This is a genomic window from Streptomyces sp. NPDC025721 (genome assembly GCF_055558595.1).
The window spans coordinates 35,606-59,319 of record NZ_JBVHMF010000015.1 but is presented as its reverse complement, the minus strand read 5'-3'; the positions used below and the strand labels follow the sequence as shown (position 1 = coordinate 59,319).

Below are 23,714 nucleotides of genomic sequence, written 5' to 3'. Positions count from 1 at the left end.
CGCGCGGAAGTCGCACGGCGGTGGTCCGGAGTGCGCGCCGGGGTCGTACGGCAAACGTGCTTGCCGGTATGGCAAAATCGGCGCATGGCGGAGAAAGCACCCAAAGGCACGGACGACGGCGTCGAGCGCACTCTGGCCGAGGTCGGGCCGCGGTTGCGGGCGGCGCGGCTGGAGCGCGGGGTGACGCTGGCCGCGCTGGCGGAGGCGACCGGGATCTCGGTGAGCACCTTGTCGCGGCTGGAGTCGGGGCAGCGGCGCGCCACCCTCGAACTGCTGCTGCCGTTGGCCCGCGCGCACCAGATGCCGCTGGACGAACTGGTGGGCGCGCCCGAGGTCGGCGACCCGCGGGTGCGCACGGTGCCGCGCAAGATGGACCACATGACGGTGCTGCCGCTGACCCGGCACCCGGGCGCGCTCCAGGCGTACAAGATGATCATCGAGCCGAACAAGCCCTGTGAGCAGCGCACCCACGAGGGCTACGAGTGGATCTACGTGCTCTCCGGGCGGCTGCGGCTGCTGCTCGCCGACAAGGATCTGGAGCTGCGGGCGGGCGAGGCAGCCGAGTTCGACACCCGGCTGCCGCACTGGTTCGGGCCCGCGGGGGACGAGACCGTCGAGGTGCTCAGCCTTTTCGGCCGCCAGGGCGAGCGGATGCATGTCCGAGCCCGGCCAGCCAGTCGCTGACGGCCCCGGTCAGCACGGCCAGCGCCGCGTCCTGCGTCAACTCCGCGCGCTTGGGTACGGCGAACGAGTGATCGCCGTACGGCACCTCGACCGGTTCGTACCCGGCGGGGAACTCCGCGGGCCGCCCGAAGGTGTCGTTGCCGCCCTGCACGATCAGCAGCGGCCCGGCCGCGGCGCCCAGGTCCAGCTCGGCCGCGCGGGACTTCTCCGGCTTCCCCGGCGGGTGCAGCGGGAAGGACAGCGCGAGGACGGCCGCGGCGCCCAGCTCCTTCGCCGTACGGCAGGCCACCCGGGCGCCGGCGCTGCGTCCGCCCGCGACCACCGGCAGCCCCGGCTCCGCCAGCGCGGGCCACACCGCCGTCCACCCGGTGTCCAGCGTCTTGGGCGCGGGCGCCAGCTTCTTGCCCGCCACCCGCCAGGGCTGCTCGACCAGTGCCACGGTCACGCCGTGCGCGGGCAGCGCCGCCGCGAGCGCGGCCAGGTCGCGCGCCTCGATGCCGCCGCCCGCGCCGTGGCCGAGCGCGAGGACCGCGCGGGCGGCGCGGGCGCGGTGCCAGGTGACGCGGGCCTCGCCCGCGGGGGTGCCGACCGTTTCCACCGACCGCTCGGGGGACGGGGACGCTGTGTGTGCTGCGCGTGCTGTCATCAGAACAGCGTCTCCTCCTCGGGTGCCTCCAGCTCCGTCAGCAGCTCCGGTCCGTTGTTCTTCACACTGCTCACACCGGTGCCGACCGGATAGGCGCGCATCAGGCCGCCGGGCGGCGGGGCGAGCAGGGCGCCAAGCGCGTCGGGGTCGGTGGTGGCCGGGTCGAGCCAGGCGTTCCAGCGGTCGGGGGTCATCATCAGCGGCATCCGGGGGTGGATGTCGGTGAGCGAGCGCGGACCCTCGCCCGCGTATCCGGCCAGGGTGTCGGTCTCGGCCGCCGTGGTGATCACCGTGCAGGTGGCCCACCAGGCCATCGGGTGGTCGTCGGGCAGCGTCCGGTCGCGCCAGAACTCGTACAGCCCGGCCATCGCCATCACCGAGCCGTCGGCGGGCGTCACGAAATACGGCTGTTTGCGGGACCGCTTCTTCCTGCCCTGCTCCTCCAGCGCGCGCTCCTCGGGCGCCGTCACCCACTCGTAATAGCCGTCGGCGGGTATCAGGCAGCGCCGGGCGGTGAGCGCGCGGCGGAAGGACGGCTTCTCGTGCACCGTCTCGGCCCGCGCGTTGATCAGCTTGGCCGCTCCTTCCGGCGACTTGGCCCACGACGGGACCAGGCCCCAGCGCAGCACGCGCAACTGTCTGACCGGTTCCGGGGAACCGGAGTCGCGCACGGGACGGTCAAGCACCGCGTAGACGTCCTTCGTCGGCGCGACGTTCCAATCGGGGGCGATGGTCTCGGTGGGGTCCCACTTACGGACTTCGAAGAGTCCTGCGAGATCCTCTGGTTTCCGGCTCGCCGCATATCGACCGCACATAGGTGCCAGACTGCCACGACCGTGGACCCGAACGGCCCACGGTCCGCCCTTTCGCAAGCCCCCGGCACCCCCCTCCGCAGCCCCCTAGTAGCAAGGACTGGCCACGTCATGAACGTCGCGAGCGTCACCGAGATGTGGGACCGGCTGACGGGGACACAGCCCGATCCCTCGCGCTGGCTGATCGGCGCGACGGCGCTGCTCGCGCTGGCGGCCGTACTGCTGCGGCGGGTGTGGCACGTCACGCGCAACGCGGTGACGATCGCGCACGAGGGCGGTCACGGGCTGCTCGCGCTGCTGACCGGGCGGCGCCTTGAGGGCATACGCCTGCACTCGGACACCTCGGGCCTGACCGTCTCGCGCGGCAAGCCGCACGGCGTGGGCATGGTGCTGACGGCCGCCGCCGGGTACACCGCGCCGCCGCTGCTGGGCCTTGCGGGCGCGGGGCTGCTGGCATCCGGCCACATCACCGCGCTGCTGTGGGGCGCGACGGCGCTGCTGCTGGTCATGCTCGTGATGATCCGCAACGCGTACGGGGCGCTGACCGTGGTGGTCACCGGCGCGATCTTCCTGTTGGTGTCCTGGCTGACCAAGGCGCAGGTACAGGCGGCGTTCGCGTATCTGGTGGTGTGGTTCCTGCTGGTCGGCGGCGCGCGGCCGGTCGCCGAGCTGCAACGTACGCGGCGCCGTGAGCGCTCCGGCACCTCGGACGCGGACCAGCTCGCCCGGCTCACGCACACTCCGGCGGCCCTGTGGCTGCTCCTGTTCTACGCGGTCGCGATCTGCTCGCTGGTGGGCGGCGCCCGGTGGCTGCTCCTCCAATAACGCGGTGACCGCGGTGACGGGAGTGACGGGGAACACCCACCGTGACGGCCGTGGCGGCCCCGGCGGAGAGAACGGCCGGGGCAACAGGGGCAGACCGGCGCACAGACCCACGGCAGTGGCCCCGCGCATGAGCCCGGCGCACGACCCCGGCGCATGTGGCCGAGAGTGACAGCACCTGTTTCCGGCAGATTTCGCCGCATTCGCCGTCCTATCTCCCTGTGCCTGAGCCACTACGCTTGGGCCCCATGAGCGACAGCACCGCGCAGACCGCCCTCTGGCCGGCCCCGACCGCGCCCCGCGCCGTGGACGCGACCGTCACGGTGCCCGGCTCGAAGTCGGTGACCAACCGCGCTCTGGTGCTCGCCGCGCACTCCACGGAACCCGGATGGGTGCGCCGTCCGCTGCGCAGCCGCGACACGGTCCTGATGGCCGACGCGCTGCGCGCCATGGGCGTGCAGATCGACGAGACGGTCAACCCGTCCGGCGGCGAGGCGTGGCGGATCATCCCGGCCGGGCTGCACGGCCCCGCCCGGATCGACGTCGGCAACGCGGGCACCGTGATGCGCTTCCTGCCGCCGGTCGCCGCGCTCGCCGACGGCCCGGTCCGCTTCGAGGGCGACGCGCGGGCGTACGAGCGTCCGCTGCACGGCGTGATCGACGCGCTGCGCGCGCTGGGGGCCAGGATCGACGACGAGGGCCGCGGCTCCCTGCCGCTGACCGTGAACGGCGCGGGCTCGCTGTCCGGCGGGAGCGTGTCCGTGGACGCGTCGTCGTCCTCGCAGTTCGTCAGCGCGCTGCTGCTGTCCGCGCCGCGGTTCAACCGGGGCCTCGAACTGCGGCACACCGGCCGCACCCTGCCGTCCCAGCCGCACATCCGGATGACCGTGGACATGCTGCGGAAGGCCGGCGCCAAGGTGGACGCCCCGCAGGACGGCGGCGCGCGCAATGTGTGGCGGGTGGCGCCGAGCGCGCTGCTCGGCCGGGACCTGACGGTGGAGCCCGACCTGTCCAACGCGGCACCGTTCCTGGCCGCCGCGCTGATCACCGGCGGCCGGGTGACCATCCCGGACTGGCCGCGCCGCACCACCCAGCCGGGTGACGCGCTGCGCACGCTGTTCACCGCGATGGGCGGCTCGTACGAGCTGACCGAGCAGGGGCTGACCCTCAGCGGCACCGGCCGGGTGCTCGGCATCACCGCCGATCTGCACGAGGTCGGCGAGCTGACCCCGGTGATCGCGGCGGTCGCGGCGCTGGCCGAGGGCGAGAGCGTGCTGACCGGCATCGCGCATCTGCGGCTGCACGAGACCGACCGGCTGGCCGCGCTGGCCAAGGAGATCAACGAGCTGGGCGGTGACGTCACCGAGACCGAGGACGGCCTGCGCATCCGGCCGACCACGCTGCACGGCGGGGTCTTCCACACCTACGAGGACCACCGGCTGGCGACCGCCGCGGCCGTCCTGGGCCTGACCGTGGACGGCGTCCAGGTGGAGAACGTGGCGACGACCGCGAAGACCCTGCCCGAATTCCCCGAGCTGTGGACGGCGATGCTCGCGGGCCGCGCGCCCGCGCCGGGGATCTCCACGCCGGGCGCCGTCACCCCGGGCGCCGCCGCACCGGAGACGACCGAGACAGCGGAGACAACCGGCACAGCGGACCCGACGGATACGGCGGACGCGACGGACACGGCAGACACAGCGGACACCACCGCGCCGGGCCGGGGCTGAGGACCGCCGTGCGCCGCTACGGAAAGAACCCCGACGAGGACGACGTCAGAGTCCGCCCCAACGCCAAGGGGAACCGGCCGCGCAGCACGATCAGGCCCAAGCACGAGGACGCCACCGAGGGCATGGTGCTGACCGTGGACCGCGGGCGGCTGACCGTGCTGGTCGACGACCGCGAGGTGGTCGCGATGAAGGCCCGCGAACTGGGCCGCAAGTCGATGGTGGTCGGCGACCGGGTCGCGGTCGTCGGCGACCTGTCGGGCGCGAAGGACACCCTGGCCCGGATCGTACGGATCGAGCCGCGCAAGTCGGTGCTGCGGCGGACGGCCGACGACGACGACCCGTTCGAGCGGGTGGTGGTCGCCAACGCCGACCAGCTCGCGATCGTCACGGCGCTGGCCGACCCCGAGCCGCGCCCCCGGATGATCGACCGCTGCCTGGTCGCGGCCTTCGACGCGGGCCTGAAGCCGCTGCTGGTGCTCACCAAGTCCGATCTGGCCCCGGCCGCGCCGCTGTTGGAGACGTACGGCGCGCTGGACCTGGCGTATGTGGTGACCAACAGGGACGACTTCCTGACCGGCGGGGTCGACCAGATCCGCGAGCGGCTGGCCGGGCATGTGACGGCCTTCGTCGGCCACAGCGGCGTCGGAAAGACCACGCTGGTCAACGCGCTGGTGGAGCGTCAGCGCACCACCGGCTCGGTGAACGCGGTGACCGGGCGCGGCCGGCACACCACCACCTCGGCGCTCGCGCTGCCGCTGCCGGGCGACACGGGATGGGTGATCGACACCCCGGGCGTACGGTCGTTCGGCCTGCACCACATCGATCCGTCGCGGGTCATCCACGCCTTCCCCGACCTGGAGCCGGGCACCGAGGAGTGCCCGCGCGGCTGCTCGCACGACGAGCCGGAGTGCGCGCTGGACGCGTGGGTCGCGGCGGGGCACGCCGAGCCCGCCCGGCTGGACTCGCTGCGGCGGCTGCTGGCCACCCGCGAGCGGCGCGAGGGAGACTGACGTCCTTTCGGCGACCGGAGGGGCGGTTTCCGGGCAGGCTGTGTGATGATCGACAGCGCACACAGGTTTCGGAGACGGAGTGGGAACGGGAGGCACCCGATGGCCTGGCTGCTCGTGGTGGTCGCAGGCATCCTTGAGACGGGGTTCGCGGTCTGCCTCAAGCTGTCGCACGGCTTCACCCGTATCTGGCCGACCATCGCCTTCGCCCTGTTCGCGCTGGGCTCCTTCGGTCTGCTGACGCTGTCGCTGAAGAAGCTGGACGTCGGCCCGGCGTACGCCGTCTGGACCGGCATCGGCGCGGCGGGCACCGCGATCTACGGCATGATCTTCCTCGGCGACGTCGTCTCCACGCTGAAGATCGTGTCCATCTCCTTGGTGATCGCGGGCGTCATCGGCCTCCAGATCTCCGGCTCGGCGCACTGACGGTTCACGGGCGGCGCCCGCGCGGACCGTGCGCCGCTACGGCTCCTCCCCCGTCGCGGGCCACGACAGCAGGCTGCGGACGAGCTGCGCCACCCGCAGACACGCCTCCTCGTCACTGGCGGCGGGCGCGATCACGTACGACAGGGTGAGCCGGATCGCCGCCTCGCAGGCCCATCCGATGTCCTGGGGCCGCAGCCGCGGGTAGCCGCGGACGAGCGCGTCGACCGTACGGGCCTTGAGGGATTCGACCAGGCCGCCGTCAGCGCCGGTGAGGGCGGCGGCGACCACCGGACTGCGCCGGGCGGACCGCAGGGTCCAGCCCGCGGCGCCCGCGAAGCACTCCCCCGCGTCGGCGCCGACCCGGCCCGCGGCGGCCAACTCGCGGTCGACACCGGCCAGATAGCCCTCGGTCTCGCGCCGGGCGAGGGCGCGCGCGAGCCCTTCCTTGCTGCTGAACTCGTTGTAGAGGGTCTGCCGCGACACCCCGGCCGCCGCCGCGACCTCGACCATCCGTACGGCTTCCCAGGGCCGGTCGCCGAGCGCGGCGAACGCCGCGTCCAGGAGCGATTCCCGCGCTGTAGGCATCATTGCCTCCAAGGCGCCACGAGGTGTCCGCGCGATGGCGCGGACAGCGGCCGTGCGGAAAGAATTGACGCGCTGTCCTGGTCTGTCAAGGTTGCGCGCAGGGCGGAGATGACCGGGACCAGGCGAGATCGCTACTGTTCGGCTTATGCCCGAATTCAACGACGATCTGCGCCTGGCCCACGTGCTGGCCGATGCCGCCGACGCCGCGACCATGGCCCGCTTCAAGGCGCTCGACCTCAAGGTCGAGACCAAGCCCGACCTGACGCCGGTGAGCGAGGCGGACAAGGCGGCCGAGGAGCTGATCCGGGGCCAGTTGGCACGGGCGCGCCCGCGGGACGCGGTGCTCGGCGAGGAGTACGGCAGCCAGGGCGCGGGGCCGCGCCGCTGGGTGATCGACCCGATCGACGGCACCAAGAACTATGTGCGCGGCGTTCCGGTGTGGGCGACCCTGATCGCGCTGATGGTCCGCGGCGAGCAGGGCGACGAGAGCGTGGTCGGCGTGGTCTCCGCACCCGCGCTCGGCCGCCGCTGGTGGGCGGCGAAGGGCGACGGCGCGTACACCGGCCGCAGCCTGTCGTCGGCGACCCGGCTGCACGTCTCGGGCGTGAGCCGGCTGGAGGACGCGTCCTTCGCGTACTCCTCGCTGAGCGGCTGGGAGGAGCGGGGGCGGCTCGACGGCTTCCTGCGCCTGTCGCGCGACGTCTGGCGCACCCGCGGCTACGGCGACTTCTGGCCGTACATGATGGTCGCCGAGGGTTCGGTGGACATCTGCGCGGAGCCCGAGCTGAGCACGTGGGACATGGCGGCCAACGACGTGATCGTGCGCGAGGCCGGTGGCCGCTTCACCTCGCTCGACGGCGAGCCGGGCCCCTTCGGCGGGAACGCGGCGGCCTCCAACGGCCTGCTGCACGAGGAGCTGCTGGGGTACGTGGGCGGTTCGGACGGCGTCGCCTAGCAGGTCGGAGCGGCGCGGCGCGAGCCGCGCGCGGCGGCGGGTCACCTCGCGGCGGGAGCTTCGCGCGCCCCCTTGCCGGTCCTCCGGGGGCGTGTGACTATGAAGGTGCCCCCGCTTGTGAACTTGTGAAACCGTTCACGCGAGCGTCTCCCGGCTCGCCGGACGGCGGTCCCGTGTGAGGGCTTCACACAAGGAGGTGCCCGTCCCATGCTGGTCCGCGACGCGATGAGCACGGTGGTACTCACCATCGGCCCCGCCCACACCCTCCGCCAGGCCGCCCAGTTGATGTCCGCCCGCCGAGTCGGCGCGGCCATAGTCCTCGACACCGACACCTGCGGTCTCGGCATCCTCACCGAGCGCGACGTCCTCGACGCGATCGGGGACGGTCTCAGCCCCGACCGCGAACTCGCCCACGCCCACACCACGACCGATGTCGTCTTCGCCGCCCCGCAGTGGACCCTCGACGAGGCCGCCGCCGCCATGCTGCACGGCGGTTTCCGTCACCTGGTCGTCCTTGAGGGCCGCGATCCGATCGGCGTGGTCTCCGTCCGCGACATCATCCGCTGCTGGTCCGGGCAGCGGCCCGCGACACCGGCCGGGACACCGGCCGCGACCGCCCTGACCAGCGCGTAACCGCTTTTCGGAACGGCCGGCACGCTCGGCTTCGGAACGGCACACACGCGCCTTCGGTTCCGCACGCGGACGCGCAGAAGAGGCCGGAGCCCTTTGGCGTCCGGCCTCTTCGGCCAACGGCGAGCGACGGGTCAGGTGCGGAGGGCCTGGACCGCTGCCTCCAGTCGCTTGCCGTAGTCGGGGTCCGCGCGGCGGAAGTTGTCGACGGCGCGCTCGACGACGTCCTCGCGGGAGACCTTGGCGATGAAGCCCGCCAGGTTGTCGATCAGCCGGGTCTTCTCGTCCTCGGACATGAGCCGGTACAGGGTGCCCGCCTGCCCGAAGTCGTCGTCCTCGGCGTGCGCGGGCGCGGCGGAGTACCGGGTCGCGCCGGACACCTCGACGGGCTCCCACAGCGGGCGGCCGGTCTCGGCCGGGCCGCCGAAGCTGTTCGGCTCGTAGTTCTTGGCACCCTGGTGGCGGCCGTCGTAGAGGGCGCCGTCCCTGCTGTGCGTCCGCGCCTCGGTGGCGTGCGGGCGGTTGACCGGCAGGTGGTCGGCGTTGACGCCGACCCGGTAGCGGTGCGCGTCGCCGTACGCGAACAGGCGGCCCTGGAGCATCTTGTCCGGGGACGGGCCGATGCCGGGCACGAAGTGCGCGGGGCTGAAGACCGACTGCTCGACCTCGGCGAAGACGTTCTCCGGGTTGCGGTTCAGCTCCAGCCTGCCGATCTCGACCGGCGGGTAGTCCGCGTGCGGCCACACCTTGGTGAGGTCGAACGGGTTGAAGCGGTACGTGGCCGCGTCCGCCGCGGGCATGATCTGCACCTGCACGGTCCAGGACGGGAACGCGCCGCGCTCGATCGCCTCACGCAGGTCGCGCTGGTGGGAGTCGGGGTCCATGCCCGAGACGCGCACGGCCTCCCCGGTGGCGAGGTTCCTGATCCCCTGGTCGGTCTTGAAGTGGTACTTGACCCAGAAGACCTCTCCGGCCTCGTTGTTCCACTGGTAGGTGTGCGAGCCGTAGCCGTTCATGTGCCGGTAGCTGGCCGGGATGCCGCGGTCGCCGAAGAGCCAGGTCACCTGGTGTGTCGACTCCGGGCTGAGCCCCCAGAAGTCCCAGACGTTGTCCGCCTCCTGGGAGCCGGTGTACGGGTCGCGCTTCTGGGTGTGGATGAAGTCGGGGAACTTCAGGGCGTCCTTGATGAAGAACACCGGGGTGTTGTTGCCGACGAGGTCGTAGTTGCCCTCCTCGGTGTAGAACTTCAGCGCGAAGCCGCGCGGGTCGCGGACGGCGTCGGCCGAGCCGAGGTTGCCCGCGACGGTGGAGAAGCGCAGGAACGTCTCGGTCCGCTTGCCGACCTCGGACAGGAACTTCGCCCGCGTCCAGCGCGAGACGTCACGGGTCAGCGTGAAGGTGCCGTACGCACCGGCGCCGCGCGCGTGCACGACCCGCTCCGGGATGCGCTCGCGGTTGAAGTGCGCGAGCTTCTCCAGCAGGTGCTGGCTCTGGACGAGCACCGGGCCGCCGGGGCCCGCCGTCTCGCTGTTCTGGTTGTCCGCGACCGGCGCTCCGGCCTCCGTGGTCAGCGCACTCGTGGTCAGCGGACCCGTCTCCTCAACCGTCACGTGCTTCTCCTCCAGATCGTCCGGCCCCCCGGCATGCCCATCGGCTCGCGCCGGAGCTGATCCTACTCTGGACAATGTCTAAGTCAAGAAGAGAGCCAATAGAGGATGAGAGTCAGGAACAGACCCTTTCGATCCAGGTTGCCCCGCTGTTACCCTGGCTCGCATGAGCGACCTGCTGGAACGACTGCGCGAACGCGGCTGGCGGCTGACCGCCCAGCGGCGCGTGGTGGCGGAGGTCCTCGACGGCGACCATGTCCATCTCACCGCCGACGAGGTGCACGCGCGTGCCATCGCACGGCTGCCGGAGATCTCCCGCGCCACCGTGTACAACACGCTGGGCGAGATGGTGAGCATCGGCGAGATCATCGAGGTCGCCACCGACGGCCGCGCCAAGCGCTACGACCCCAACGCGCACCGGCCGCACCAGCACCTGGTCTGCTCCCGCTGCGGCACCATCCGCGACGTCCACCCGCACGGCGACCCGCTCGCGGCCCTCCCCCCGACCGAACGCTTCGGCTTCGCGGTCCAGGCGGCCGAGGTCACCTACCGGGGACTGTGCCCGGACTGCTCGTAGGCACGGTCCGCTCGCAGGCCCTGCCGCCGATCCGCTCGGCGGCCCTGCGTACGGCCGGTTCCGTACGGGTCCTGCCGACCCACAGGGTCTCCACCGGGACATCGGCAGGCACCCGGGCCAGCGCCTCGAACACCTCGCGCGCCACGCCCGGATCGGGGTCGGTCGCCAACGGGCCGAGCAGGCCGACCAGTTCGGCGGGCTTGGCCAGCCGCCCGATCGCGCGGGCGGCGGCCCTGCGCACCATCGGCGGCCAGTTCTCGGCATGGTCGCGCTCGCGGGGTCCGAGCAGCCGCGTCAGCAGCGCCGCGTCGGAGGCGTCCCCGCACTCCCCGAGACCGGCCGCCAGTCCCGCGACGAGCCGGGGCGCGGTCGTCCTGCCGACCTTGCGGAGCTGCCGGCGGTAGACGTCGGCGGGCGGCTCCCCGCGCCGGTACAACTGCCAACGGGCCTGCGCCCGTACCATCCTGGCCCGGTCGGCCAGCGGCGCGACCAGCCGCGTGGCGGGCACGTCGCCGGGCAGTGCGGCCACCGCCAGCTCCCGTACACCCGCGCCGCGCGCCCACATCAACCGGCCCGCCTGGTCGGGGTCGAGCTCCAGCAGCCGCTGCGCGCAGAGCCTGCGGCAGACCTGGTCGCGGTCGTGCAGCGCGGTCCGCAGCAGGTCGCCGCGGACGTAACTGCCGAGGTCCAGGGCGAGTTCGACGCCGAAGCGGCGGGCCAGCGGGTCGGAGTCGGCGGCCAGCGCCCGCACGGCGCGGCGGTGCGGAGGCTCGCTCAGCACCGCGCGGTACGAGGCGAGCAGCCCGCCCGCCCGGCGCCTGCCGCCGAGCCTGAGCAGCACGCGGACGGCAGCGGCCACCTCGTCCGGCGCGTTGCGGGCCACCAGGGCGGCGGTGGCGCGCTCGCTCACCTCCGGCACCCAGTCGACCGTCCGCAGGGCGAGCGCGGCCACGGCCAGCGGCCCGCCGCACCCGGCCAGGCTCTCGACGGCCCCGGCCCGCACCCGGCCGTCCTCGTCGAGCGAGGCCAGCAGCAGACGCAGCGGATCGACACCGGCGTGGCCGCCGGCGGCCCAGCGGTGGGCGCCGCCGCCGTGCCAGGGCCTGGCGTGCCGGTCGAGCAGCAGCAGGAGGTCGGCGGGAGCGTCGCCGAGCGCGGCGAGCGCGGCGGCCCTGTCGTACGGCGGTCCGTCCTCGACGACGGCGCGCAGGCCCGCGAGCAAGGTCACCGCGTCCTCGCGACGCCCGCCGAGCGCGGCCTCGCACCAGCGCTGCCAGCGTCCCGTGTCCACCACGGTGACACCCGCCTCGGATCGCCCTCGCCGCCTGCGCAGCAATCCCGCCTCCTCGCCCGTCGTACCCGACCAGGATCGCGCGCGAAGGTGCCGCGCCCAAGACGGTTCGGCGGGTCTTTGCCCGAATAAGAAGCCCGCACAAGGAGACTAAGAGAAAGCGCGCGGTGCCGCCGCGCGCGCAGCGTCCAGCGACCCGGCCCCGCAGCCCGGCCGACGACCGGTGTCGCACAGGAAGAAGGCCCGGAAGCCAATGGCTTCCGGGCCTTCTCTTTCCGTAGCGGGGACAGGATTTGAACCTGCGACCTCTGGGTTATGAGCCCAGCGAGCTACCGAGCTGCTCCACCCCGCGTCGTTGTGCCCTCACTGTAGACCAGCGTTCCTGACCAGCGCAAATCCATAGGCGGGCGGCCGTCGCAGCGGGTGGCCATTCCGGCTGAGGGGTGCCCCGGGCGGGGCGCCCCTCAGCCGGAAACGGTCAGGAACCGTACGGATGACCTGGTCAACCGCCGCTGACGACCGTCGGCTCACGCGGTCAGCTCGTGCTTGACCGCGGCGGTCAGCCGGGCCGCGCGCTCGGCGACCTCGGCGGGCCCGTAGGTGACCGCGCGGGAGCACCAGTGCTGCGCCTCGGCCAGCTCGCCGCGCCGGGCGGAGAGCAGCGCCATCCGCAGGGCGGCGCGGCCGTGCCCGGCGTCCGCGGCCCGCGTCCACCACATGGCGGCCTCGGGCTCGGCGCCCTCGCGGGCCAGCAGCAGCCCGAGGTTGAAGGCCCCGTTGCGCGAACCGGCCTCGGCGGCCTGCCGGTACCAGTGCGCCGCGTCCACCACGTCCCCGCGCTTGGCGGCGCACATGCCGAGCCGTACCTGGGCGCGGCGGTGCCCCTGCCGGGCGGCCCGCTCGTACCACTCCTCGGCCTCGACGCTGCCCGTGGCCTCCGCGCCCGCGTCGCCCTCGTCCCGCTCGCGCTGCCTGCGCTCCAGGAGCGCGCCGAGCCGGAAGGCGGCCTCCGGGCTGCCGCCGCCCGCGGCGCACCGCAGGTGCCGCTCGGCGGCGTGGTGGTCGCCGTCGCGCTGGAGCGCGATGGCCACCTGGAGGGCGGCCTCGGCGTGCCCGGCGGCGGCGGCCCGCTCGTACCAGGCGCGCGCGGTGTCGGCCTCCTCGCGCCCGGCGTGCAGGATGCCGAGGTTGAAGGCGGCGTCGATGCTGCCCGCCTCCGCGGCCTTGGAGAACCACGGCTCGGCGCCCATCGCGTCGCCGCGCTGGAGCAGCAGCACGGCCAGCGCGTTGGCGGCCTCGCGGTGCCCGGCGTACGCGGCCTTGCGGTACCACTGCTCGGCCTGGACGTTGCGGCTCTGGCCCGCGCAGAGCAGGCCGAGGTTGTAGGCGCCGTTGATGTCGCCCGCGTCCAGGGCCGTGCGGTACCAGCGCTCGGCGGTCTGCGTCTCGCCCTCCTGGGCGTGCAGCGCGCCGAGCGCGTTGGCGGCCTGGCCGTCGCCCGCCTGGGCGGCGCGCCGCCACCAGGTGGCGGCCTGGTCGATGTCGCCCGCGTCGCGCAGCAGGAACGCCAGCGCGCAGGCGGCCCGCGCCTCGCCGTCCCTGGCGGCCGTCAGATACCAGCGGCCCGCCTCCGCCTGCTCGCCGCGCTCCTCCAGGAGCGTGCCCAGGCGCAGCGCGGCCCGCCGGTGGCGGCGCGCGGCGGCCTGCCGGTACCACTGCTCTGCCTCGTGGTTCTGGCCGCGCGCGGCGCATATCCGGGCGAGGCGGTACGCGGCCTCGCGGTGGCCGTGCTCGGCCGCGGCGCGGAACCAGCGCTCGGCGCCGCTCTCGCGCCGGTGGTCGAGCAGGTCGGCCAGCGCGTACGCGCCCAGCGTGTGGCCGGACTCGGCGGCCTGCCGCAGCCAGTACTCGGCCGCGGGCTCGTCGCCGCGCTCGCGGTAGTGCCGGCCCAGCGCGTGCGCGGCGGGCGCGGAGCCCGCCACGGCGGCGGTCCGCCACCAGTCGGCCGCCTCGTCGGCGTAACCGCGCTGGTGCAGCAGCAGGGCCAGGTTGTTGGCGGCGGCGCGGTCCCCGTGCGTGACGGCGGCGCGCAGGTACGGCTCCGCGCCGTCGAGGTCGCCGCGGCGCAGCAGCAGCGTGCCGAGCGCGCTCATGGCGTACGGGTCGCCGAGGTCGGCGGCGTGCCGGTGGCGCGCCTCGATCTCGGCCTCCTCGCGGAGCGCGAGGCCGTCCTCGTCGGTCGGTTCGGGAAGCCCGGGCAGGTCGTTGAGCCCGGCGGCCGGGGCGGCGACGGGCCCCAGGGACCGGGTGGCCACCGTCCCGGTGGACGCGGTGAGTTCGGCGGACGCGGGCTGCTCAGCCGACGGGCGCGGTGCGGGCAGCAGCGCGGTCGCGGTGACGGGCACGGTCGCGGACGCGGTCACGGGCGTCGAAGCCGACTCCTGGGCCAACCTTTCGGTCGACATGTCGACATCGCCCGTAGAACCACGCCGTTCGTGGATCTGACGAGTGTTCAGCAGTCTTGCACCATCCCCCATGAGGTCCATCGTCGCACCGTCCACTACCGCCGTACACCTGGTATACCGCAACCCGATTGGTCACTTCAGCGGTTTGTCGACTTCCCGACAAGGCGGCTTGCGAAACCCCGTTCACCGAACATCCCCCATATAAGTGAAGAGGGCCAAAGTCAGTTGACTTTGGCCCTCTTCGTACAGTAGCGGGGACAGGATTTGAACCTGCGACCTCTGGGTTATGAGCCCAGCGAGCTACCGAGCTGCTCCACCCCGCGTCGTTGTGTCCTCACCGTACCACGACGCGGAGTGTCACCCGATCAGCCCGCTTGTCGACCCATCAGGTCGATCGGCCCCGTCTTATGTCCCCTTGGCCGCCTTCTCCGCCTCCCGCGCCTGCTTCAGCGCCTCGGAGAGCTTCTTCTGCGCCTCGCCGTACGCCTGCCAGTCGCCCTTCTTCAGCGCCGCCTGACCGTCGTCGTACGCCTTCTGAGCGTCCGTCAGGGCCTGCTCCAGCGTCGCGTCGCCCGGTGGGCTGGTGGTCGGCGGGCTGGTCGTCGTCGGCGGCTGCGTGGTGTCGTCCGGCGGCGGCTTCGTCGTCGACTCGCCGTCGGGGCCGAACACCTCGTCCAGCGCGGCCTTCAGCGTGGGCTGGAAGCCGATCCGGTCGCCGAAGAGCACCACCACGCTCTTCATCAGCGGGTAGTTGTTGCCCGCGCCGCGTACGTACACCGGCTCCACGTACATCAGCCCGCCGTCCATCGGCACGGTGAGCAGATTGCCGTACTCCACGGTGGTGTCCGCGCCCGCCCGTTTGAGCTGGTTGATCTGCGGCGCGACCTTGTTGTCGGAGTTGAGCTTGGCCTGGACCTGTTTGGGCCCGTCGACCGTGGTGTTCGGCGGCAGTTGCAGCACTCTGATCGTGCCGTAGTCCTTGCTGGACGCGTCGGCGTTCACCGCCATGAACGCGCTCAGGTTGGAGCGGTCGTTCGGCGTGAAGGTGGACGTCAGCGAGAACGCCTGCTCCGACTGGTCGGGCATCTTCAGACTCAGGTAGTACGGCGGCACCGCCTTGCCCGTCTGGGCGGCCGGGTCGTCCGGGACCTCCCACACCTCACTGCCGGTGTAGAAGGTGGACGCCTTGGTGACGTGGTACTTGGTGAGCAGTTGCCGCTGCACCTTGAACAGGTCCTGCGGGTAGCGCAGGTGGTCCATCAGCTCGGCGCTGATCTTGTCCTTCGGCTGCACCGTGTGCGGGAACGCCTTCATCCACGTCTTGAGCACCGGGTCCTGGGTGTCCCACTGGTAGAGCGTGACCTCACCGGTGTACGCGTTCACGGTCGCCTTGACCGAGTTGCGGATGTAGTTGACCTGATTCTGCTGCGCGATGACGGACCGCTGGTCGTCGGTGAGCGAGTCGGTCGTGGTGTCGCCGAGCGTGGTGCGCGACGCGTACGGATAGCCGTTGGTGGTGGTGTAGGCGTCGACGATCCACTCCACCTGGCCGTTGACCACGGCCGGGTACGGGTCGCCGTCGATGGTCAGCCAGGGCGCGACCGACTCCACCCGCTCCTTGGGAGTGCGGTTGTAGAGGATCTTCGAGCCCTTGCCGATCGCCCCCGAGTACAGGATCTGCGGCTCGCCGAACTGCACCGCGTACGCCGCCCGCGTCAGCGGGTTGGACAGGTCCACGCCGCTCTTGCCGGTGTACGTGAACGGCTTCTCGCCGCCCGCGTCGGTGTAGTCGATCTCCTGGGTCGGACCGCCGACGATCGAGTACTGCGTCGTCCGCTCGCCGTAGTAGACCCGCTGCTCGTACGTGCCGAGCTGGCCGGTGGTCGGCAGGTCCTTCTCGGTGAAGGCCGGTGAGCCGTCACTGGACACATCGGTGCCCTTGGCGGCGACGATGCCGTAGCCGTGGGTGTACTTGAAGTGGTCGTTGATCCAGTTGTTCTCGGGGATGCCGTTGATGTTCAGCTCGCGCAGGCCGACGACCGTGTCCTGCTCCTTGCCCTTGGCGTCGCTGTAGCGGTCGACGTCGAGCGTGGAGGGGAAGGCGTAGTAGCCGCGCGTCTGCTGCAACTGCTGGTACGTGGGCGAGACCACGTTCGGGTCCAGCACGCGCACGCTCGCCGTGGTGTCCGCGTCGGCCCGCAGCTTTTCCGTACTGGACTCGCTGGTGCCGCTGTACGGCTTCACCTGGCTGTCCTTGATGCCGTACGCGGCCCGCGTGGCATCGATGTTCTTCTGGATGTACGGCGCTTCCTTGGCCGCCTCGTTCGGCTGCACCTGGAACTTCTGCACGATGGCCGGGTAGAGGCCGCCGATCAGGATCGCCGAGAGCACCATCAGGCCGAAGCCGATCATCGGCAGCGACCAGGTGCGGCGCCAGAGCGTCGCGAAGAACAGCAGCGCGCAGATCACCGCGATGCAGAACAGGATCGTTTTGGCGGGCAGATACGCGTTCGCGTCCACGTACCGCAGACCGGTCCAGTTGTCGGTGGCCTTGAAGCCGCTGGACTTCACCGCGAGGCCGTAGCGGTCCAGCCAGTAGGCGACCGCCTTGAGCGAGATGAAGACGCCCAGCAGGACCGACAGATGCCCGGTGGCGGCGGCCGTGGCCCGGCCGCCGGGCGAGGTGATCCGCAGCCCGCCGTACAGGTAGTGCACCAGGGCGGCGGCGACCAGCGAGAGCACCACGGCCGCGAAGCCGAAGCTCAGCAGGAAGCGGTACCAGGGCAGGTCGAAGGCGTAGAAGGACACGTCCTTGTGGAACTGCGGGTCCTTGACGTTGAACTTCGTGGCGTTCGTCCACAGCAGCCACAGCCGCCACTGCCCCGAGGCCGATCCGCCGGCGATGAGCCCGACCACCGCGCAGACCCCGAGGAGCACCCACTTCTTGTACGGCGCGAGACCCATCCGGTAGCGGTCGAGGCTCTGCTGCTCCAGCGACATCGCGCTGAGCGGCGGGCGGAGCCGGTGTGCCAGATAGATGTTCACGCCGACCGCTCCGGCCATCAGCAGGCCGAAGACGAAGAACAGACCGACCTTGGTCCAGAGCGTGGTGGTGAAGACCGACGAGTAGTGAACCGATCGGTACCAGAGCCAGTCGGTCCAGAATCCCGCGAAGATCACGAACGCGATCATCAGACCGGCGAGCACGCCGATCGTGATGAGCAACGTCCGGGTCCGCCGGGATGGGCGGCCGACTCTGATCCGTGGCCCCGACGATCCTCCGCCGCGGTCCGGCATCTCGAATACCAAGGTGCGCACCTCGAATTGTCCGTATTTCTGGGGTGTCCCGGGTCGGACTCCCACTGGTGCAACTTACCTACGCTTTGGCCGGTTCCCGATTCCGGCAAGGGAAGAGGCAGGATACTGACCATGTCCAACAATGCGACCGATGGTGCACCGCTCGCGGCGAGCCCGCTGACCCGTGCCGTACTGGAAATCGACGAGTACGCGTCCGGCCTCGGCTGGGACCGGCCCGCACGGCTGTTCGCCCTTGTCGACACCGCGCAGCTCCGTACGCAGGAACCCGGCCTCGCCGATCAACTCGGCCTGACCGAGACGAACGAGACGGGGTCGCTGACCCCGATCGAGCAGGACGAGCTGCCGTCCGGCACGGCGCTCGACGAGTTCCTGGCGACGATCGCGTGGCCCGAGGTGATCGCGGGCTGCGCGCTGACCGTGGAGCGGCTGATGCTGCCGCCCGCCGCCGAGGCGGCCATCCCCGAGGGCCTGGACGACGCCTCGCTGGCCACGTGGGTGGCGGCGCACCCGCAGCGCCAGGAGGTGCGGATGACGGTCGCGGTGCTGCGGGACGGCGCGCGGGAGTCGGCCGTACGGCTGCGGGCCAAGGACACGCCGACCGAGGTGCTGACCGGTTCCGATCTGGTGCCGGGTCTGGCGGAGGCGCTGTCGGCGACCTTCGAGGTCTGAGCGCCCGGTGGCGCGGCCGGGCTGAACCGACCTGAGCTGACCGGGTCTGAGCTGACCGGGACCGAGCCGGTCTCAGCTCTTGCAGCTCGGCAGCGCCGCGTCGTTGCCCGACTTGATGTCCTTCAGCGCCGCCAAGGCGTCGTCCAGGGTCTTCACCTTCACCAGGGTGAGGCCCGAGGGGATGCTCTTGGCGGCCTCTTCGCAGTTGTCGGCCGGGGTGAGGAAGAACTGCGCGCCCTTGTCGCGCGCGCCGATCGTCTTCAGGCTGATGCCGCCGATCGGTCCGACCTTGCCGTTGTCGTCGATCGTGCCGGTGCCCGCGACGAATTTGCCGCCGGTCAGGTCGTCGGGCGTCAGCTTGTCGATGATGCCGAGCGCGAACATCATGCCCGCGCTGGGTCCGCCGACGTCGGCGAGCTTGATGTCGATGGTGAACGGGTACAGGTGCTCGACGCCCGCCTGGATGCCGACCACGGCGCGCGACGGGCCGCCGTCGTCCGAGGCGCGGGTGGTGATGGTCACCTTCTGCGTGGTGTCCAGCTTCTTCTTCGCGTCGGCGGCCGGGATGATCGTGAAGACCACCTTCTCGCCCGGCTTGTGCTTGGTGACCAGGCCCGCGACCTGGTCGGCCTTGGTGATCGCGGTGCCGTCGACGGCCTTGATCACATCGCCCGCGTGCAGTTCGCCCTCGGACGCCCCGCCGCTGACGACGGCCGCCACGATCACCCGCGAGGGCACGGGGATCTTCAGCGAGGTCAGCGCCGCGTACTTGGCGCTGTCCTGTGACTGGCTGAACTCCTCGGCGTTCTGCTGGTCGGCCTCCTGGGCCGTCTGCCCCTTCGGGTACAGCGTGTCGTGCTCCACGACCTTGTCGTCCCGCCGCGCCCAGCCGAGCAGCGACTCCACCAGGTTCATGGAGTAGTCGGCGCCGGTGACCCGCACGGTGGTCATGTTGAGGTGACCCGACGTCGCGTACGTCTTGTGGCCGCCGATCTGGATGACCATTTCGCCGTCGTAGCTCCCGAGCGTGTTCACCGTCGGTCCCGGCGACATCTCCGAGTACGGTGCGGGAGCCAGCAGCGCGATGCACAGCAGCGCTATCAGCGTCAGTGTCGAGGCGAGCAGCGTCGCGGTGCGGCGTGGCATGGCACGACCCTACGGGAACCGCCGGACAACCGGCCCGCGGGGTGAGTCCGGACGGGTACGCGGCCGTGCGGCGCCTGTTCTGCCGTCCCGGTGCCCGGTCCTCAGACCGTCTCGGTGTCCGGCTTCTCCGCCGACTCGGCCTGCATGGCCTGCCGGAACCGCTCGTACCCGGCGAGCGACGCGCCGTCCCCGGTGGTGCGGGTGTGCGACGCCCAGCGTGCCCAGACCGCGGCGAACACCGCGGCGACCAGCGGAATGAGCAACCAAGCGAGTGCTGCCACGTCGAACTCCCGACCCCATGTACACCAAAACGGACGTATGAGCAGATTAACCGCTCTGTGCACCAACGGCCCGGTGGGGTACGGGGTTACGCCCCCGCGCGTCGCTCACGATCCGCCGGACAGGCCCTAGACGCCGACCCATTCCTCGGTGCCGTCGGTGAACGTCTGGTGCTTCCAGATCGGGACCTCGCTCTTGAGGTCGTCGATGAAGCGGCGGCTGGCCTCGAACGCCTCGCCGCGGTGCGGGCAGGAGACGGCGACGATCACCGCGATGTCGCCGACCCGCAGTTCACCCACCCGGTGGACGGCGGCCAACGCGCGTACCGGGTAGTCGGCGGCGATCTTCTCGGCGATCCCGCGCAGTTCGGCCTCCGCGCTGGGGTGCGCCGAATACGCCAGACCGGTGACCTCGGCGGCCGAACCGCCGTCGTGGTCGCGTACCGTCCCGACGAACAGCGCCGTGCCGCCGGCCGCGTCGTCGCCGACCGAGGCGAAGACCTCGTCCAGCGACAGCGGGGTGTCGCGGATCGCGAGCAGCCGGATCGGACCGTCGGCGGCCCGGGCGCGGTCGGCGGGGGCGGCGTGTTCGTCGTGCGTGGATGCCATGCGGCACATGCTGCCTCATATGCCCGCGATACGGAAAGCGGCTTCCACCGCCGCGGGGCGACGGACACGCCTTCGGATCTATCGGATCTAGAGGCCGCGCCGCTTGCGGGCCCTGCGCACCAGCGCCGCCGTACCGACCAGCGCGACCGTGGCGCCCGCCGCGCCCAGCGTCGTGGCGTCCTTGCGGCCGAGCCTGCGGCCCGCGAGCGAATTGCGGCCCTCGACCTCGGCGAGCAGCTCGGCCAGCACCTCCTCGTTGGACCACTGCGGGCGCCAGCCCGCCTCGTGCAGGCGGCTGCCGCTGACCACCCACGGGTGCATCGTGTACGCGAGGTCCCCCGCGGGCGACGGGGTCAGGCCGAGGCGGTGCAGCCGGGCGGCGGCGCCGAAGGCGATGGCCGCGGGCAGCTCCATGCGCCGGATCCCGGTCAGCTCCTCGATCTCCTCCTGCTCCAGCCAGCCGTCGCAGCCCACCGCCATCTCGCCGTCGACCTTCTCCAGGACGGCGTACTCCAGCGCCGACACCAGGTCCTCGACGTGGCAGAACTGCCAGCACGGCCTGCTGCCCGCCACCACCAGCAGCCGCGGCGACTCGAAGTAGCGGGTCAGCGCGGTGTCCGTGCCGCCGACCAGGACGGCCGGGCGCAGAACCGTCACATTGAGGCCGGGGTGGGCGCGCGGGGCGCGGCGGCCGAGCCGTTCGATCTCCAGCAGGTCGTCCACGAAGCTGGCCTCCGAGGTGGCCCGCAGCGGGGCGTCCTCGGCGAGCGGCACGTCGTTGTCGGCCTGGGCGCCGTAGACCATCGCCGAGGTGCACAGCACCACACGGTGCACGCCCGCGGCAGCGGCGGCGGTCAGTACGGTCTGCGTACCGCGCACATTGAACGCGGACCGCGCCTTGGCGTCGGATTCCAGGTCCAGGTCGAGCGCGAGGTGGACGACGACGTCCGCGCCGCGCAATTTGTCGGCGATGACCGGGTCCCGCACGTCGAGCACCCGCCAGGTCGCACCGGGCACGTCACCGCGCCGTTCGTCGATCGCCACGACCTTCTTGACCTGGTCGGATTCCACGAGCCTGAGCGCCAGCTGGCGGCCCACGCCGGACGCGGCGCCGGTGATCGCGACCACCGGTCCCGACGCGGCCCTGCCCGCGCTCCGCTCTGGGCGAACGTGTCCTTCTGGGGAACTCACCGGGTGTCTCCCACGGTTGTTTCAAGTACGGGTGCGGCTGGCGCACGCCATCGGCGTGACGTCGGTACGCAGCCATCCTGCCTGACACGTGTCTAGGCTGGAGGTACTGCCCGTACACCGAGCCCGACACAACCCCAGCCCATCACAACACAGAGCCGAGGAATCCCGTGAGTGACAACCCATTCGGATTCGGCGTCCCTCCCGAGGAGCCCGAGGACGGGGACGACGGCCGGAAGAACAAGGGCGAAGGGGGCCAGGGCGGAGCGCCGAACCCGTTCGGCTTCGGTGGCGTCGGCGGCGGCGCCGCCGGCGACAACCCGTTCGCGGCGATGTTCGGCTCGCTCAACCCCAACGACCTGGGGGCCGCCTTCCAGCAGCTCGGCCAGATGCTGTCCTACGACGGCGGCCCGGTGAACTGGGACATGGCCAAGGACATCGCCCGCCAGACGGTCGCCCAGGGCACCCAGGACGGCGTCAAGGACGCGACCGTCGGCCGCGCCGACCGCTCGTGGGTCGAGGAGGCCGTACGGCTGGCGGATCTGTGGCTGGACAGCGCCACCTCGCTGCCGTCCGGGTCCGGCTCCGCGGTGGCCTGGAGCCGTGCGGAGTGGGTCGAGGCGACGCTTCCGGTGTGGAAGGAACTGGTCGACCCGGTCGCCGAGCGCGTCGCCGGGGCGATGGGCGATGTGCTGCCCGAGGAGATGCAGGCCATGTCCGGCCCGCTGATCGGGATGATGCGCTCGATGGGCGGCGCGATGTTCGGCTCCCAGATCGGGCAGGCGCTCGGCACCCTGGCCGGTGAGGTCGTCGGCTCCACCGATGTCGGCCTGCCCCTTGGCCCGGCGGGCAAGGCGGCGCTGCTCCCCGCGAATGTGACCGCCTTCGGCGAGGGCCTGGGCGTCCCGCAGGAGGAGGTGCGGCTCTACCTGGCGCTGCGCGAGAGCGCCCACCAGCGGCTCTTCGCGCACGTGCCGTGGCTGCGCGCGCATCTGTTCGGCGCCGTGGAGGGTTACGCGCGCGGGATCAAGGTCGACACCGCGCGGCTGGAGGAGGCGGTGGGGCAGCTCGACCCCTCGCAGCCCGAGCAGCTTCAGGAAGCGCTTCAGCAGGGCATGTTCCAGCCCGAGGACACCCCGGCGCAGAAGGCGGCGCTGGCCCGCCTGGAGACGGCCCTCGCGCTCGTCGAGGGCTGGGTGGACGCGGTCGTGCACGAGGCCGCCGCCCCGCACCTGCCGTCCGCGGGCGCGCTGCGCGAGACGCTGCGCCGCCGCCGCGCCACCGGCGGTCCCGCCGAGCAGACCTTCGCCACCCTGATCGGTCTTGAGCTGCGGCCCCGCAGGCTGCGGGACGCCTCCCGGCTGTGGGCCTCGCTGACCGACGCCCGCGGTGTCGACGGCCGCGACGGCCTGTGGGCGCACCCCGACATGCTGCCGACCGCCGCCGACCTGGACGACCCGGACGGCTTCGTGCACAGCGAGGGCGTCGACTTCTCCGAGCTGGACAAGATGCTCGGCGAGGCCGCGAGCGGCGGCGACCGCAAGCCCGAGGCGCCCGGCGACGCGGCCGACAAGGGCGAGAACCCCGACGAGGACGGCGACTCCGGCAAGTGAGCCTTCTGCACGCGGACGCGGTCGGCGTCCTGGAGCGGTGGAGTGCGCCCGACGAGGGGCAGGAGCGGCTGCGCGAGGAGTATCTGGCGCACCTGGCGGCGTATCCCGACGGCATGTGGAAGGCGTGCGCCGACGGGCACATCACGGCGAGCGCGCTGGTGGTCGACCCGCCGCGCGAGCGCGCCCTGCTGACGCTGCACGCCAAGCTGCGCATGTGGCTCCAGACCGGCGGCCACTGCGAGCCGCAGGACACCACCCTGGCCGGGGCGGCGCTGCGGGAGAGCGCGGAGGAGTCCGGGATCGCCGGTCTCGGCCTGCTGCGGCCCGAGCCGGTGGCTCTGGACCGGCACCGTACGCCCTGCGCGTGGCATCTGGACGTGCAGTACGCGGTCGTCGCCCCCGAGGGCGCCGTCGAGGCGATCAGCGACGAGTCGCTGGATCTGCGCTGGTTCGGCTACGACGAGGTCGCGGCGGTCGCCGACAGCTCCGTACAGGCGCTGCTGGGCCGGATACGCGCGCTGACGCGGAGCGCCTGACACTGGCCGGAAAGAGGTGGGGGGGGGGGGGGGGGGGGGCTGCACGGCCAACCCTTTTTTTTGTTTTTTCCTGTCTCTCTTCGGCGAAGGAGGCTGCGGTCTTTTGGGGGAGGGGGTTGGGAA

The 23,714-nt window shown here is 72.1% G+C and carries 22 protein-coding genes and 2 tRNA genes; 11 read left to right on the top strand and 13 right to left on the bottom strand.

What is annotated here, in order from left to right; genetic code table 11:
* Positions 1–84 precede the first annotated feature (84 nt).
* Positions 85–684, top strand: a complete 600-nt coding sequence (locus tag ACZ4EF_RS21505; RefSeq protein ID WP_391044359.1) for a helix-turn-helix domain-containing protein — start codon at positions 85–87, stop codon at positions 682–684.
* On the opposite strand, the gene ACZ4EF_RS21500 is transcribed toward ACZ4EF_RS21505, so the two are convergent.
* Both ACZ4EF_RS21500 and ACZ4EF_RS21495 read right to left on the bottom strand, forming a co-directional pair.
* Positions 623–1,330, bottom strand: a complete 708-nt coding sequence (locus ACZ4EF_RS21500) for an alpha/beta hydrolase family protein (protein WP_355347344.1) — start codon at positions 1,328–1,330, stop codon at positions 623–625. The genes ACZ4EF_RS21505 and ACZ4EF_RS21500 overlap by 62 nt on opposite strands.
* Positions 1,330–2,145 carry an SOS response-associated peptidase gene (locus ACZ4EF_RS21495; protein WP_355347347.1) on the bottom strand — a complete coding sequence of 272 codons (816 nt, stop codon included), beginning with the start codon at positions 2,143–2,145 and terminating at the stop codon, positions 1,330–1,332. The genes ACZ4EF_RS21500 and ACZ4EF_RS21495 overlap by 1 nt, the downstream gene beginning before the upstream one ends.
* Before the next feature lie 108 nt (positions 2,146–2,253).
* On the opposite strand from ACZ4EF_RS21495, the gene ACZ4EF_RS21490 reads away from it, so the two are divergent.
* The 4 genes from ACZ4EF_RS21490 to ACZ4EF_RS21475 all read left to right on the top strand — a co-directional run bounded on the left by ACZ4EF_RS21490 (position 2,254) and on the right by ACZ4EF_RS21475 (position 6,124).
* Positions 2,254–2,967, top strand: coding sequence for a M50 family metallopeptidase (locus ACZ4EF_RS21490; RefSeq protein ID WP_355347350.1), 714 nt, complete (start codon positions 2,254–2,256; stop codon positions 2,965–2,967).
* A 245-nt stretch (positions 2,968–3,212) separates the two neighbouring features.
* Positions 3,213–4,691, top strand: a complete 1,479-nt coding sequence (aroA, locus tag ACZ4EF_RS21485; RefSeq protein ID WP_467506064.1) for a 3-phosphoshikimate 1-carboxyvinyltransferase — start codon at positions 3,213–3,215, stop codon at positions 4,689–4,691.
* An 8-nt stretch (positions 4,692–4,699) separates the two neighbouring features.
* The gene (gene rsgA / locus ACZ4EF_RS21480) at positions 4,700–5,701 is read left to right on the top strand and encodes a ribosome small subunit-dependent GTPase A (RefSeq protein WP_391044347.1); all 1,002 of its coding nucleotides are present in this window, start codon (positions 4,700–4,702) and stop codon (positions 5,699–5,701) included.
* A gap of 99 nt (positions 5,702–5,800) precedes the next feature.
* The gene (locus ACZ4EF_RS21475) at positions 5,801–6,124 is read left to right on the top strand and encodes a DMT family transporter (protein WP_355347359.1); all 324 of its coding nucleotides are present in this window, start codon (positions 5,801–5,803) and stop codon (positions 6,122–6,124) included.
* 36 nt (positions 6,125–6,160) lie between these two features.
* On the opposite strand, the gene ACZ4EF_RS21470 is transcribed toward ACZ4EF_RS21475, so the two are convergent.
* A complete protein-coding gene (locus ACZ4EF_RS21470) occupies positions 6,161–6,709 on the bottom strand; it encodes a TetR/AcrR family transcriptional regulator (protein ID WP_391122323.1) in 549 nt (182 codons plus the stop codon).
* 145 nt (positions 6,710–6,854) lie between these two features.
* Here ACZ4EF_RS21470 and hisN point away from each other — a divergent pair, with 145 nt between their 5' ends.
* On the top strand, positions 6,855–7,664 hold the full coding sequence (hisN, locus tag ACZ4EF_RS21465) for a histidinol-phosphatase (protein ID WP_355347365.1): 810 nt from the start codon (positions 6,855–6,857) through the stop codon (positions 7,662–7,664).
* 207 nt (positions 7,665–7,871) lie between these two features.
* Positions 7,872–8,297: a CBS domain-containing protein gene (locus ACZ4EF_RS21460; protein WP_391044343.1), complete on the top strand. Its 426-nt coding sequence runs from the start codon at positions 7,872–7,874 to the stop codon at positions 8,295–8,297.
* Positions 8,298–8,428: 131 nt separating this feature from the next.
* Here the strand turns inward: ACZ4EF_RS21460 and ACZ4EF_RS21455 are convergent, their stop codons facing one another.
* Positions 8,429–9,880, bottom strand: a complete 1,452-nt coding sequence (locus tag ACZ4EF_RS21455; protein ID WP_467506147.1) for a catalase — start codon at positions 9,878–9,880, stop codon at positions 8,429–8,431.
* Positions 9,881–10,067: 187 nt separating this feature from the next.
* Here ACZ4EF_RS21455 and ACZ4EF_RS21450 point away from each other — a divergent pair, with 187 nt between their 5' ends.
* Entirely contained in the window at positions 10,068–10,478 is a 411-nt protein-coding gene (locus ACZ4EF_RS21450; protein ID WP_355347371.1) for a Fur family transcriptional regulator, read from the top strand.
* On the opposite strand, the gene ACZ4EF_RS21445 is transcribed toward ACZ4EF_RS21450, so the two are convergent.
* The 5 genes from ACZ4EF_RS21445 to ACZ4EF_RS21425 form a co-directional block, all read right to left on the bottom strand.
* On the bottom strand, positions 10,444–11,772 hold the full coding sequence (locus tag ACZ4EF_RS21445) for a HEAT repeat domain-containing protein (RefSeq protein ID WP_391161621.1): 1,329 nt from the start codon (positions 11,770–11,772) through the stop codon (positions 10,444–10,446). The two genes, ACZ4EF_RS21450 and ACZ4EF_RS21445, sit on opposite strands and share 35 nt — an antisense overlap.
* Before the next feature lie 275 nt (positions 11,773–12,047).
* Positions 12,048–12,121: transfer RNA gene (locus ACZ4EF_RS21440), tRNA-Met, on the bottom strand.
* Between the two features lie 175 nt (positions 12,122–12,296).
* Positions 12,297–14,234, bottom strand: coding sequence for a tetratricopeptide repeat protein (locus ACZ4EF_RS21435; protein WP_467506060.1), 1,938 nt, complete (start codon positions 14,232–14,234; stop codon positions 12,297–12,299).
* Between the two features lie 249 nt (positions 14,235–14,483).
* A tRNA-Met gene (locus ACZ4EF_RS21430) sits at positions 14,484–14,557 on the bottom strand.
* A gap of 82 nt (positions 14,558–14,639) precedes the next feature.
* Positions 14,640–17,531, bottom strand: a complete 2,892-nt coding sequence (locus ACZ4EF_RS21425; protein WP_467506145.1) for a UPF0182 family membrane protein — start codon at positions 17,529–17,531, stop codon at positions 14,640–14,642.
* A gap of 132 nt (positions 17,532–17,663) precedes the next feature.
* Here ACZ4EF_RS21425 and ACZ4EF_RS21420 point away from each other — a divergent pair, with 132 nt between their 5' ends.
* A complete protein-coding gene (locus tag ACZ4EF_RS21420; RefSeq protein ID WP_355347380.1) occupies positions 17,664–18,221 on the top strand; it encodes a PPA1309 family protein in 558 nt (185 codons plus the stop codon).
* Positions 18,222–18,293: 72 nt separating this feature from the next.
* Here ACZ4EF_RS21420 and ACZ4EF_RS21415 read toward each other — a convergent pair whose 3' ends face one another.
* From ACZ4EF_RS21415 to ACZ4EF_RS21400, 4 genes are all read right to left on the bottom strand, one after another.
* A complete protein-coding gene (locus tag ACZ4EF_RS21415) occupies positions 18,294–19,367 on the bottom strand; it encodes a YlbL family protein (RefSeq protein WP_401306521.1) in 1,074 nt (357 codons plus the stop codon).
* Positions 19,368–19,468: 101 nt separating this feature from the next.
* A complete protein-coding gene (locus tag ACZ4EF_RS21410) occupies positions 19,469–19,648 on the bottom strand; it encodes a hypothetical protein (RefSeq protein ID WP_355347386.1) in 180 nt (59 codons plus the stop codon).
* A 126-nt stretch (positions 19,649–19,774) separates the two neighbouring features.
* Positions 19,775–20,254, bottom strand: coding sequence for a molybdenum cofactor biosynthesis protein MoaE (locus tag ACZ4EF_RS21405; RefSeq protein ID WP_401306525.1), 480 nt, complete (start codon positions 20,252–20,254; stop codon positions 19,775–19,777).
* 87 nt (positions 20,255–20,341) lie between these two features.
* A complete protein-coding gene (locus ACZ4EF_RS21400) occupies positions 20,342–21,445 on the bottom strand; it encodes an SDR family oxidoreductase (RefSeq protein ID WP_355347392.1) in 1,104 nt (367 codons plus the stop codon).
* Between the two features lie 167 nt (positions 21,446–21,612).
* Between ACZ4EF_RS21400 and ACZ4EF_RS21395 the strand changes: the two genes are divergently transcribed.
* Positions 21,613–23,055 carry a zinc-dependent metalloprotease gene (locus ACZ4EF_RS21395; RefSeq protein ID WP_355347395.1) on the top strand — a complete coding sequence of 481 codons (1,443 nt, stop codon included), beginning with the start codon at positions 21,613–21,615 and terminating at the stop codon, positions 23,053–23,055.
* Positions 23,052–23,591, top strand: coding sequence for an NUDIX hydrolase (locus ACZ4EF_RS21390; protein ID WP_391044330.1), 540 nt, complete (start codon positions 23,052–23,054; stop codon positions 23,589–23,591). The genes ACZ4EF_RS21395 and ACZ4EF_RS21390 overlap by 4 nt, the downstream gene beginning before the upstream one ends.
* Positions 23,592–23,714: the final 123 nt, after the last annotated feature.

What these genes read in the sequence shown, in the direction of transcription:
- ACZ4EF_RS21450 (WP_355347371.1), top strand. Translation starts at nt 10,068, where the DNA reads ATGAGCGACCTGCTGGAACGACTGCGCGAACGCGGCTGGCGGCTGACC.
- ACZ4EF_RS21460 (WP_391044343.1), top strand. Translation starts at nt 7,872, where the DNA reads ATGCTGGTCCGCGACGCGATGAGCACGGTGGTACTCACCATCGGCCCC.
- ACZ4EF_RS21405 (WP_401306525.1), bottom strand. Translation starts at nt 20,254, where the DNA reads ATGGCATCCACGCACGACGAACACGCCGCCCCCGCCGACCGCGCCCGG.
- ACZ4EF_RS21425 (WP_467506145.1), bottom strand. Translation starts at nt 17,531, where the DNA reads ATGCCGGACCGCGGCGGAGGATCGTCGGGGCCACGGATCAGAGTCGGC.
- ACZ4EF_RS21420 (WP_355347380.1), top strand. Translation starts at nt 17,664, where the DNA reads ATGTCCAACAATGCGACCGATGGTGCACCGCTCGCGGCGAGCCCGCTG.
- ACZ4EF_RS21475 (WP_355347359.1), top strand. Translation starts at nt 5,801, where the DNA reads ATGGCCTGGCTGCTCGTGGTGGTCGCAGGCATCCTTGAGACGGGGTTC.
- ACZ4EF_RS21500 (WP_355347344.1), bottom strand. Translation starts at nt 1,330, where the DNA reads ATGACAGCACGCGCAGCACACACAGCGTCCCCGTCCCCCGAGCGGTCG.
- ACZ4EF_RS21495 (WP_355347347.1), bottom strand. Translation starts at nt 2,145, where the DNA reads ATGTGCGGTCGATATGCGGCGAGCCGGAAACCAGAGGATCTCGCAGGA.
- hisN (WP_355347365.1), top strand. Translation starts at nt 6,855, where the DNA reads ATGCCCGAATTCAACGACGATCTGCGCCTGGCCCACGTGCTGGCCGAT.
- ACZ4EF_RS21415 (WP_401306521.1), bottom strand. Translation starts at nt 19,367, where the DNA reads ATGCCACGCCGCACCGCGACGCTGCTCGCCTCGACACTGACGCTGATA.
- ACZ4EF_RS21470 (WP_391122323.1), bottom strand. Translation starts at nt 6,709, where the DNA reads ATGCCTACAGCGCGGGAATCGCTCCTGGACGCGGCGTTCGCCGCGCTC.
- ACZ4EF_RS21435 (WP_467506060.1), bottom strand. Translation starts at nt 14,234, where the DNA reads ATGTCGACCGAAAGGTTGGCCCAGGAGTCGGCTTCGACGCCCGTGACC.
- ACZ4EF_RS21505 (WP_391044359.1), top strand. Translation starts at nt 85, where the DNA reads ATGGCGGAGAAAGCACCCAAAGGCACGGACGACGGCGTCGAGCGCACT.
- aroA (WP_467506064.1), top strand. Translation starts at nt 3,213, where the DNA reads ATGAGCGACAGCACCGCGCAGACCGCCCTCTGGCCGGCCCCGACCGCG.
- ACZ4EF_RS21490 (WP_355347350.1), top strand. Translation starts at nt 2,254, where the DNA reads ATGAACGTCGCGAGCGTCACCGAGATGTGGGACCGGCTGACGGGGACA.